This is a genomic window from Nocardiopsis sp. RV163 (assembly GCF_001029525.1).
Lineage (GTDB): Bacteria > Actinomycetota > Actinomycetes > Streptosporangiales > Streptosporangiaceae > Nocardiopsis > Nocardiopsis dassonvillei.
In genome coordinates, this window is sequence record NZ_LEKI01000182.1 from 1 (window position 1) to 10563 (window position 10563).

10 protein-coding genes and 1 pseudogene are annotated in these 10563 nt (G+C 71.4%); 9 read left to right on the top strand and 2 right to left on the bottom strand.

What is annotated here, in order from left to right; all coding sequences use genetic code 11:
• Window positions 1-75 precede the first annotated feature (75 nt).
• The 9 genes from uvrC (at window position 76) to ABD54_RS23065 (ending at window position 9758) form a co-directional block, all read left to right on the top strand.
• Window positions 76-2103 (top strand): excinuclease ABC subunit UvrC, encoded by a 2028-nt coding sequence (gene uvrC / locus ABD54_RS23025; protein ID WP_047871626.1) that lies wholly within the window; start codon window positions 76-78, stop codon window positions 2101-2103.
• Window positions 2100-2984: an RNase adapter RapZ gene (gene rapZ, locus ABD54_RS23030; RefSeq protein ID WP_047871627.1), complete on the top strand. Its 885-nt coding sequence runs from the start codon at window positions 2100-2102 to the stop codon at window positions 2982-2984. The genes uvrC and rapZ overlap by 4 nt, the downstream gene beginning before the upstream one ends.
• A 99-nt stretch (window positions 2985-3083) precedes the next feature.
• A complete protein-coding gene (gene yvcK / locus ABD54_RS23035) occupies window positions 3084-4058 on the top strand; it encodes a uridine diphosphate-N-acetylglucosamine-binding protein YvcK (RefSeq protein ID WP_200904178.1) in 975 nt (324 codons plus the stop codon).
• Window positions 4059-4303: 245 nt separating this feature from the next.
• Entirely contained in the window at window positions 4304-5284 is a 981-nt protein-coding gene (gene whiA / locus ABD54_RS23040) for a DNA-binding protein WhiA (RefSeq protein WP_013154028.1), read from the top strand.
• A 315-nt stretch (window positions 5285-5599) separates the two neighbouring features.
• Window positions 5600-6604 carry a type I glyceraldehyde-3-phosphate dehydrogenase gene (gene gap, locus ABD54_RS23045; RefSeq protein WP_047871628.1) on the top strand — a complete coding sequence of 335 codons (1005 nt, stop codon included), beginning with the start codon at window positions 5600-5602 and terminating at the stop codon, window positions 6602-6604.
• Window positions 6605-6745: 141 nt separating this feature from the next.
• A complete protein-coding gene (locus ABD54_RS23050; RefSeq protein WP_047871629.1) occupies window positions 6746-7930 on the top strand; it encodes a phosphoglycerate kinase in 1185 nt (394 codons plus the stop codon).
• An 89-nt stretch (window positions 7931-8019) separates the two neighbouring features.
• A complete protein-coding gene (tpiA, locus tag ABD54_RS23055) occupies window positions 8020-8796 on the top strand; it encodes a triose-phosphate isomerase (RefSeq protein ID WP_047871630.1) in 777 nt (258 codons plus the stop codon).
• 274 nt (window positions 8797-9070) lie between these two features.
• A complete protein-coding gene (secG, locus tag ABD54_RS23060) occupies window positions 9071-9307 on the top strand; it encodes a preprotein translocase subunit SecG (RefSeq protein WP_047871631.1) in 237 nt (78 codons plus the stop codon).
• Window positions 9308-9386: 79 nt separating this feature from the next.
• A complete protein-coding gene (locus ABD54_RS23065) occupies window positions 9387-9758 on the top strand; it encodes an RNA polymerase-binding protein RbpA (RefSeq protein WP_013154023.1) in 372 nt (123 codons plus the stop codon).
• Between the two features lie 283 nt (window positions 9759-10041).
• Here the strand turns inward: ABD54_RS23065 and ABD54_RS23070 are convergent, their stop codons facing one another.
• Window positions 10042-10299: a hypothetical protein gene (locus ABD54_RS23070; protein WP_047871632.1), complete on the bottom strand. Its 258-nt coding sequence runs from the start codon at window positions 10297-10299 to the stop codon at window positions 10042-10044.
• A 131-nt stretch (window positions 10300-10430) separates the two neighbouring features.
• Window positions 10431-10563: pseudogene (locus tag ABD54_RS29210) on the bottom strand (aspartate aminotransferase family protein); the annotation flags it as partial.

Sequence of the window (10563 nt, forward strand, 5' to 3'; positions counted from 1 at the left end):
GGGTGAGACGCGCCACGCGCGGAGGGGGCGGGGCTCGGTTGGCCGTATGTCCCCCCGACCTACCACAATGGGACCATGGCTGCGACTCCTCACCTGCGCCCCGCGCCCGGATCGATCCCCACCGACCCGGGCGTGTACCGGTTCCGGGACCCCTCCGGACGCGTGATCTACGTGGGCAAGGCCAAGAACCTGCGGTCCCGGCTCTCCTCCTACTTCCGCGACTTCGCCGGACTGCACCCGCGCACGCAGCAGATGGTCTCCACCGCGGCCGACGTCGACTGGACGATCGTGGGCACCGAGGTGGAGGCCCTCCAACTGGAGTACTCCTGGATCAAGCAGTACGACCCCCGGTTCAACGTCAAGTACCGCGACGACAAGAGCTACCCCTACCTGGCGGTCACCCTCCAAGAGGAGTTCCCCCGGGTACAGGTCATGCGCGGAGCCAAGCGCAGGGGGGTGCGCTACTTCGGCCCCTACTCCCACGCCTGGGCCATCCGCGAGACCGTGGACCTGCTGCTGCGGGTCTTCCCCGTGCGCACCTGCTCCCCGGGGGTGTTCCGCGGCGCCCGCAACAGCGGCCGCCCCTGCCTGCTCGGCTACATCGGCAAGTGCGCGGCCCCCTGCGTGGGCAAGACCTCCCCCGAGGACCACCGGGCCCTGGCCGAGGACTTCTGCTCCTTCCTGGCGGGCGACACCGGCCGGTTCCTGCGCGAGCTGGAGGGGCGGATGCGCGAGGCCGCCGGGGAGATGGAGTACGAGCGGGCCGCCCGCATCCGCGACGACATCGAGGCCCTGCGCGCCGCCCTGGAGAAGCAGGCCGTCGTCCTGCCCGACTCCACCGACTGCGACGTCATCGCCGTGGCCGACGACCAGTTGGAGGCGGCCGTGCAGATCTTCCACGTGCGCGGCGGGCGCATCCGCGGACAGCGCGGCTACGTGGTGGACAAGATGGCCGACGACGGCCCCGGCGAGCTGATCGCGACCTTCCTCGGCCAGATCTACGGCCCCACCCGGGGCGAGGACGAGAGCGGGGGCACCGGTACCGCCGTCCCCCGCGAGGTCCTGGTCTCCCACGAGCCCGCCGACCCCGACGCCATGGCCGCCTGGCTGTCGGAGCACCGCGGCTCCTCGGTGGACCTGCGGGTGCCGCAGCGGGGCGACAAGAAGTCCCTCATGGAGACCGTCGCCAAGAACGCGGCCGAGTCGCTGGCCCGGCACAAGACCCACCGCGCCGGTGACCTGAGCACCCGGGGCCGCGCCCTCCAGGAGATCCAGGAGGCCCTGGAGCTGCCCGAGGCGCCGCTGCGCATCGAGTGCTTCGACATCTCCAACCTCCAGGGCGAGCACGTGGTGGCGTCCATGGTCGTCTTCGAGGACGGCCTGGCCCGCAAGTCCGAGTACCGCCGCTTCTCCGTCCGCGGCAGCGGAGAGGGCGGCCGGGAGCAGCACGACGTCGCGGCCATGTACGAGGTCGTCCACCGCCGCTTCCGCCGCTACCTGGAGGAGAGCGCCCGCAGCGGCGAGGTCGTCCGCATGGGCGAGAGCGGCGACCACGGTGGTCACCAAAGCGACGACGAGCCGTCACCCGGGAAGTTCGCCTATCCGCCTAACCTGGTGGTGGTGGACGGCGCCCGGCCCCAGGCCGAGGCGGCGCGCCGAGCACTGGACGAACTCGGGATCGAGGACGTCGCGGTGTGCGGTCTGGCCAAGCGCCTGGAGGAGGTGTGGTTGCCCGGCGACGAGGACCCGGTGATCCTGCCCCGCGCGGGAGAGGGGCTCTACCTGCTCCAACGGGTGCGCGACGAGGCCCACCGCTTCGCCATCCAGTACCACAGGCACAAGCGCGCCAAGGCGCTGACCGGCAGCAGCCTGGACGAGCTGCCCGGTCTGGGGCCGTCCCGCAGGACGGCCCTGATCAAGGCGTTCGGCTCGGTGCGCAGGCTCGCCTCGGCCACGGCCGAGGAGATCGCGGCGGTGCCCGGGATCGGCCCCAAACTGGCCGAGGCCGTGCACGCGCACCTCTCCGGCGGACCCGCCGCGACGGAGGGGCGGGGCGACGGGGCACCAGAACAGCACATCACTGACGGGGGAGGAGACGCATGACGGTCGAACTGGGTGGGGAACTGCCACCCGAGGTGGTCATCGTCACCGGCATGTCCGGTGCGGGCCGCAGCACGGCGGCCAGGGCCCTGGAGGACCTGGACTGGTTCGTGGTGGACAACCTGCCGCCCGGCCTGCTGCCGACGATGATCGAGCTGGCCGGACGCACGCACGGGGCGGTGCCGCGGGTCGCCGTGGTCGTGGACGTGCGCTCGCTGGCCTTCACCGAGGACCTGCTGTCCACGGTGGAGGAGCTGCGCAAGCGCGACATCACCGCGCGCGTGCTCTACCTGGAGGCCGGCGACGACGCCCTGGTCCGCCGGTTCGAGGGTGTGCGCAGGCCCCACCCCCTCCAGGGCGACGGGCGCCTGACCGACGGCATCGACCGCGAGCGCGAGACGCTGCGGGCGGTGCGCGGCGAGGCCGACCTGGTCATCGACACCTCCCAGCTCAACGTGCACCAGCTCAAGGCCCGGGTGATCGGCTTCTTCGGGGAGAGCGACGAGGCGCGCCCCCGCGCCAACGTGGTCTCCTTCGGGTTCAAGCACGGCCTGCCGGTGGACGCGGACCTGGTGCTGGACTGCCGTTTCCTGCCCAACCCCCACTGGGTGCCCGAGCTGCGGCCGATGAACGGCCGTGACGAGGCGGTGCGCGACTACGTCCTGGCCCAGGACGGGGCCAAGGAGATGCTGGAGGCCTACTCCGACGTCCTCAAGCTGACCATCGCCGGTTACCAGCGCGAGGGCAAGCACTACATGACGCTGGCGGTGGGCTGCACCGGGGGCAAGCACCGCAGCGTGGCCATGGCCGAGCAGTTCGCCGACCGGCTGCGCGGCCAGGGTGTGGACGTGCACGTGGTCCACCGGGACGTCGGGCGGGAGTGACCCGCGGACGCCCGACACGCGCCTTGCCCGCGGTGCACCGTTCTCGGTGGTACGGTCCGATTCGTCCGGTGGACATGGGACGAGGGGCAGACCACAGCCATGGTGAAGAGCACAGCACCCGACGGTGACGGGCGGCGTCCGCCCCGGGTGGTCGCGCTGGGGGGCGGGCACGGCCTGCACGCCTCCCTGTCGGCCCTGCGCAGGGTGACCACCGACGTGACGGCGGTCGTCACCGTCGCCGACGACGGCGGTTCCAGCGGCCGCCTGCGCCGGGAGCTGGGCGTCCTGCCCCCCGGCGACCTGCGCATGGCGCTGGCCGCGCTGTGCGGCGACGACGAGTGGGGCCACACCTGGAGCGAGGTGATCCAGCACCGCTTCCGCTCCGAGGGCGAACTGCACGGCCACGCGGTCGGCAACCTGCTGATCGTGGCCCTGTGGGAGCTGCTCGGCGACTCCGTCGCGGGCCTGGACTGGGTGGGCCAGCTACTGGGCGCGCACGGCAGGGTGCTGCCGATGTCGTCGGTGCCGCTGGACATCGCCGCCGAGGTGTCGGGGATCGACCCGGCGCGGCCCGAGGAGCTGACCACGGTGCGCGGCCAGGTGGCGTGCGCCAGTACCAGCGGCAAGGTGCGCTCCATCTCACTGATCCCCGAGGACCCGCCGGCCAGCCCGCAGGCGGTCAAGGCGGTGCGCGAGGCCGACTGGGTGGTGTTCGGCCCCGGGTCGTGGTTCACCAGCGTGCTGCCCCACCTGCTGGTCCCGGACCTGGCGCACGCCCTGGTCACCACCCGCGCCAAGCGCATGGTGGCGTTGAACCTGTCCCCGCAGCGGGGCGAGACCGACGGCTTCCGCCCCGAGACCTACCTGGAGGTGCTGCGCGGGCACGCGCCCAAGCTCGGGGTGGACGTGGTGCTCGCCGACCGGGGGACCGTGGAGGAGCCCGAGCCCCTGGTGCGGGTGGTGGGCGAGCTGGGCGGGCGCCTGGAGCTTGCGGAGCTGTCCCGCGACGACGGCACACCGCGACACGACCCCGACCGGCTCGCGGCGGCCTTCGAGAGGATCCTGGAGGGCTGAGCGGACGGTGGCGGTCCGCGGCCCCGCGCGTCGGGGGCAATTGGCCGCACACCGGAACGAAGGCCCCAGGGTGCGCTGCGCCGCTGGTCGGCGGATGGGCAACACGCCGTGCGGGGGTCGGCAGCCAGCGCCCGGTCACGTAGTCTGCCACGGAGTAAGCCGCTCGTGGCAGGGCCGCGGCGGCGCATCCCCGGTGCCGAGCGCGTGGCGCCGGGTCGGGTTGTGTGACGGGGAGGACCTCAGCGATGGCGATGACCGGCGTGGTGAAGGATGAGTTGAGCCGGCTGACCATTCTCAAGCCATGCTGCCGCAAGGCCGAGGTGTCCACCATCCTGCGGTTCACCGGGGGCCTGCACCTGGTGGGCGGGCGCATCGTGATCGAGGCCGAGCTCGACACGGGCGCGGCCGCGCGCCGCCTGCGCAAGGACATCTCCGAGGTCTTCGGGCACGAGTCCGAGGTGGTCGTGCTCTCCCCGAGCGGTCTGCGCAAGGGCAACCGGTACGTGGTCCGGGTGATCAAGGACGGCGAGTCGCTGGCCCGGCAGACGGGGCTGGTGGACAACAACGGCCGTCCGGTGCGCGGCCTGCCCCGGCACGTGGTGGCCGGCGGAGCCTGCGACGCCGAGTCGGCCTGGCGGGGCGCGTTCATCGCGCACGGCTCCCTGACCGAGCCCGGCCGGTCGATGTCGCTGGAGGTGACCTGCCCCGGACCCGAGGCCGCGTTGGCGCTGGTGGGCGCCGCGCGCCGGCTCAAGGTGCACGCCAAGGCCCGCGAGGTGCGCGGCGTGGACCGGGTGGTGGTCCGCGACGGCGATTCCATCGGCGCGCTGCTGACCCTGCTGGGCGCCCACCAGAGCGTGCTGGCGTGGGAGGAGCGGCGGATGCGCCGGGAGGTGCGCGCCACCGCCAACCGCCTGGCCAACTTCGACGACGCGAACCTGCGGCGCAGCGCCCGGGCGGCGGTGGCGGCGGGCGCGCGCGTGGAGCGGGCCCTGGAGATCCTGGGCGAGGACGCGCCCAAGCACCTGGTGGCCGCGGGCCAACTGCGCCTGGCGCACAAGCAGGCCTCCCTGGAGGAGCTGGGGCAGCTATCGGTCCCGCCGCTGACCAAGGACGCCATCGCCGGGCGTATCCGCAGGCTGCTGGCGATGGCCGACAAGCGCGCGAGCGACCTGGGCATCGAGGGCACCGAGGCCAACCTGACCCCGGACATGCTGGTGCCCTGACCCGGAGCCCGGGCGCTCGCGCCGTAACACCGATGTTCGGCTTTGTTAACTGCGAAAACTCCCGGATAACTTCGGAAAATGGTATAGACCTCTCCGGCTCGCAGTGCCAGGATGGTCGCGAATCCACCGGGCCCGCAGGCTCGGCCGTGGCCCAGCAGCGGCTCTTCGCCGGTGCTCCGCTAGGCTCGTGGTGAACACCCTGTGTGCGTTGAACCTGCTCATCTCGGTCGACCGGTTGACCCCGGAATACGGCGTTCGGGGCGGGGGCCAATGCCCGGGTGGAAATGATGTGCGATATATGAGGAGATTGGTTCCGTGACCATCCGTGTAGGCGTCAACGGCTTCGGCAGGATCGGCCGCAATTTCTGGCGCGCGGTCGCCGCTGGTGGCAGCGACATCGAAATCGTCGCGGTCAACGACCTCACCGACACCAAGACGCTCGCGCACCTGCTCAAGTACGACACCGTGCTCGGCACCCTGGAGGGCGACGTCGAGGTCGGCGACGACTTCATCCGCGTGGGCGACAAGACCATCAAGGTCCTGGCCCAGCGCGACCCGGCCCAGCTCCCCTGGTCGGACCTGAACGTGGACGTGGTGGTCGAGTCCACCGGCATCTTCACCAAGGCCGAGGACGCCAAGAAGCACATCGAGGCCGGCGCCAAGAAGGTCATCATCTCCGCCCCCGCCAAGGGCGAGGACATCACCGTCGTCATGGGCGTCAACGACGACAAGTACGACGCGGCCAACCACCACGTCATCTCCAACGCCTCCTGCACCACCAACTGCGTCGCGCCGATGGCCAAGGTCCTCCTGGACAGCTTCGGCGTCAAGCAGGGCCTGATGACCACGGTCCACGCCTACACCAACGACCAGGTCATCCTGGACTTCCCGCACAAGGACCTGCGTCGCGCCCGCGCGGCCGCGCAGAACATCATCCCGACCACCACCGGTGCCGCCAAGGCCACCGCGCTGGTCATCCCCGAGCTCCAGGGCAAGCTGGACGGCATGGCCATGCGCGTCCCCGTGCCCGACGGCTCCGTGACCGACCTGGTCGTCACCCTGGAGCGCGAGGTCACCAAGGACGAGGTCAACGCCGCGTTCAAGGCCGCGGCCGAGGGCCCGCTCAAGGACGTGCTCGTCTACACCGAGGACGAGATCGTCTCCTCCGACATCGTCGGCACCTCGCCCTCGTGCACCTTCGACTCCAAGCTGACCATGGCCTTCGGCAACCAGGTCAAGATCGTCGGCTGGTACGACAACGAGTGGGGCTACTCCAACCGCCTGGTCGACCTGGCCAAGCTGGTCGGCTCCGGCCTGTAGCGTCCACGGCCCCCATGGCCACCGGCGCGTGAGACGGCACCCCTTCGCCCGCAGTGCGCGCGGAGGGGTGCCGTCGTGCGCGCCCCTCCCGGCCCCACCGCCCGGGACCGCCACATCCCACATTCCAAGAGGAGACCCAGCATGCGGACGATCGACGACCTCGACGTCTCCGGCAGGCGCGTGTTCGTCCGGGCCGACCTGAACGTGCCCCTGGACGGCGACCGGATCACCGACGACGGGCGCATCCGCGCGGCCGTGCCCACCATCTCCGCGCTGCGCGAGCGCGGCGCCCGCGTCATCGTCGCCGCCCACCTGGGCCGTCCCAAGGGCGCCCCGGACCCCCGCTACTCGCTGCGCCCCGTCGCCGCACGCCTGGGCGAACTGCTCGGCACCGAGGTGGCCTTCGCCTCCGACACCGCCGGGGAGTCGGCCCGCGCCACCTCCGAGGCCCTCACGGACGGCCAGGTCGCCCTGCTGGAGAACGTGCGCTTCGAGCCGGGGGAGACCAGCAAGGACGACGCCGAGCGCGGGGAGCTCGCCGACCGCTTCGCCCGGCTCGCCGACCTGTACGTGGGCGACGCCTTCGGCGCCGTGCACCGCAAGCACGCCAGCGTCTACGACCTGCCCGGCAGGCTTCCGCACGCCGTCGGCGGCCTGGTGCTCAACGAGGTCGAGGTGCTGCGCAGGCTCACCGGCGACCCCCAGCGGCCCTACGCCGTGGTCCTGGGCGGCTCCAAGGTCTCCGACAAGCTCGGCGTCATCGACAACCTGCTGGGCACCGCCGACCGCCTGCTCATCGGCGGCGGCATGGTCTTCACCTTCCTCAAGGCCCAGGGCCACGAGGTCGGCTCCAGCCTGCTGGAGGCCGACCAGATCGACACCGTCAAGGGCTACCTGGAGCGCGCCGAGCGCGAGGGCGTGGAGATCGTCCTGCCGGTGGACGTGGTTGCCGCCGAGAAGTTCTCCGCCGACGCCGCGCACGACGCGGTCGCCGTCGACGCCATCCCGGCCGACCGGATGGGCCTGGACATCGGCCCCCGCAGCCGGGAGCTCTTCGCGCGGAAGCTGGCCGACGCCCGGACCGTGTTCTGGAACGGCCCGATGGGCGTGTTCGAGATGGAGCCCTACGCCGGGGGCACCCGCGCGCTGGCTCAGGCCCTGGTCGACTCCGGCGCCTTCACCGTGGTCGGCGGCGGCGACTCCGCCGCGGCCGTGCGCGCGCTGGGCTTCGACGAGGCGGCCTTCGGCCACATCTCCACCGGCGGCGGCGCCAGCCTGGAGTACCTGGAGGGCAAGGACCTGCCCGGTATCGACGCCCTGAACTGAGCCCGTGCCCCCTTGGGGCTCCGCTCCGCTCCGCCCCCTGTTCGGGCGCCCGAACACATCATCAGTCCACTGCGTAAGGAAGTGCCGACATGTCCCAGCGCCTGCCGCTCATCGCGGGCAACTGGAAGATGAACAACAACCACCTGGAGGCGATCGCGCTCGTCCAGAAGCTGGCGTTCGCGCTCAACGACAAGGACTACGACAACGCCGAGGTCGTCGTCCTGCCGCCGTTCACCGACCTGCGCAGCGTGCAGACCCTGGTCGACGGCGACAAGCTCAAGATCGTCTACGGCGCCCAGGACGTCTCCGCGCACGAGAAGGGCGCCTACACCGGCGAGGTCTCCGGGTCCATGCTGGCCAAGCTGGACTGCTCCTACGTGCTGGTCGGCCACTCCGAGCGCCGCGAGTACCACCGCGAGGACGACGCCCTGGTCAACGCCAAGGTCAAGGCGGCCTTCGCCAACGGCATCGTCCCGGTCCTGTGCGTGGGCGAGGGCCTGGAGGTCCGCAAGGCGGGCCAGCAGGTGGAGCACGTCCTGGCCCAGCTGGACGGCGCCCTCAAGGAGGTCCCGGCCGAGCAGGCCGAGAGGATCGTCGTCGCCTACGAGCCCGTGTGGGCCATCGGCACCGGAGAGGTCGCCACCCCCGAGGACGCCCAGGAGGTGTGCTCGGCGGTCCGCGCGCGCCTGGCGGAGCTGTACTCGCCCGAGGTCGCGGGCGCGGTGCGCGTCCTCTACGGCGGTTCGGTCAAGGGCGACAACGCCCCCGGCATCATGGCCAAGGACGACGTGGACGGGGCCCTGGTCGGCGGCGCCTGCCTCAAGGCCGACGAGTTCGTGAAGATCATCCGCTTCGGCGAGAACTAGCCGCCGCGCAGCCCCCGCCCGTCACGCTTCGATGCCCGATGGTGACGGGCGGGGTGCCCGACAGGTAGCCGCGTCGGGCTAGACTTCGCTATGGGGTTCTCCGTGCCTCGCGGTTTCCCCGCCCGTGCCGCCAAGGGCACGGTAAAATCCGAAATTGTCCCCGGTCCCCTGCTTCCCGGGTGTCCGCGCCGGCCCGGTGTCACCGCTGGTGCGCACGGGAAACGAGGGTCGGTCCATAACCCCCCCGCTTCGGGGTCGAGCTACGGGTGAGCGTGTGATCCTCGGTCTGTCCATCCTCGTGATGCTTCTCAGCGTGCTGCTGGTCCTCCTGGTGCTCATGCACAAGGGCAAGGGCGGCGGTCTCTCCGACATGTTCGGCGGCGGCGTCACGTCCTCGCTCGGCGGATCGTCGGTGGTCGAGCGCAACCTCGACCGGATGACCATCGGGATCGGGGTCGTGTGGATCATCGCCATCGTCATCCTCGGCCTGCTGATCAACCGGGGCATGTAGCCCGCGCCCCGCGGGCACACCCCGTCTACCGTCAAGCTCGCCCGAGAACCGGTGAGCGAGTTCGCCGAAGGAGTTTTTCGTGGGTAGTGGCAGTGCCATTCGTGGCAGCCGTGTCGGAGCCGGTCCCATGGGCGAGGCCGAGCGGGGCGAGGCCGCCCCGCGCGTCCGGGTTCCGTTCTACTGCGCGAACCTGCACGAGGTCGTGCCCAGCTTCGCGAGCGAGGCGCTGGTCCCCGACGAGTGGGACTGCCCGCGCTGCGGCTTCCCCGCGGGCAAGGACAAGGCGAACCCCCCGTCGCCGCCGCGCACCGAGCCGTACAAGACCCACCTGGCGTACGTGAAGGAGCGCCGCAGCGAGGAGGAGGGCAAGCTCATCCTCGACGAGGCCCTGGCCAAGCTGCGCGCCGACCGCGCCGCCGTCGAGGCCCACATGAGGGCCAGGCAGAACTAGCCGCTCCTTCCCCCACAGGCTTTCCGTGGGGCCCGTCGCAACCGCGACGGGCCCCACGCGTGTCTCCGTGCCCGGTGACCGGGGACGATGTCCCGCCATACGTGAATACGAGGGCGAACTTCTCATTCACGGGACTGATGTGGTTCTTGGGAAATAGAGTGATCGGCACGCACCCCGACAGCCCCTGTGAGGAGATGGTGTCGATGTCTACGTGCCCGACCGGCGGGGACCACGACTGGATACTCGGCGACGACCGCAAGTTCCAGTGCGCCAAGTGCGGGGCTCAGAGCGCCCGGCGGTTCTGAGCCCCGGGACCGGGCTGGACCGTCCCGCGTCCGGCCAGCCGCCCGCTCTCCTCGGCGCGCCAGGTGACCGGTTCCCCCAGGGTCTCGGCCACCCCCTTGGCCCAGCGCTCCAGGCAGGCAAACCTGTCCGGCCCCTCCGGAAGCACGGTGCGCCCCTGGTAGGACACCCCCTCCAGGACGATCACCTCGCCGTTCAGCCTCAGTTCGGTGTCGTACTCGCTCGTGTTCGGCCTCATGGACCGGACTCTAGCGCTCCCCGGCCGCGTCCACCCGTGCTTTGGCCCATCATCCCCGCGGCCGAGCGGTGTCCGGCGCGCGGAGCACCCGCCGGAGTGGGGACAATGGTGGGTATGGCCTCCCCCGAACCCGCGGACGCCAGGGTGGACACCATGTGGTCGATCTGCTCCCAGGTGATGATGAGCGGCGGAGAGACGAGCAGCGCCGTGGGAATCGGACGTACGATCACGCCGCGCGCCCGCGCCTCGGCGAACACCTCCTGG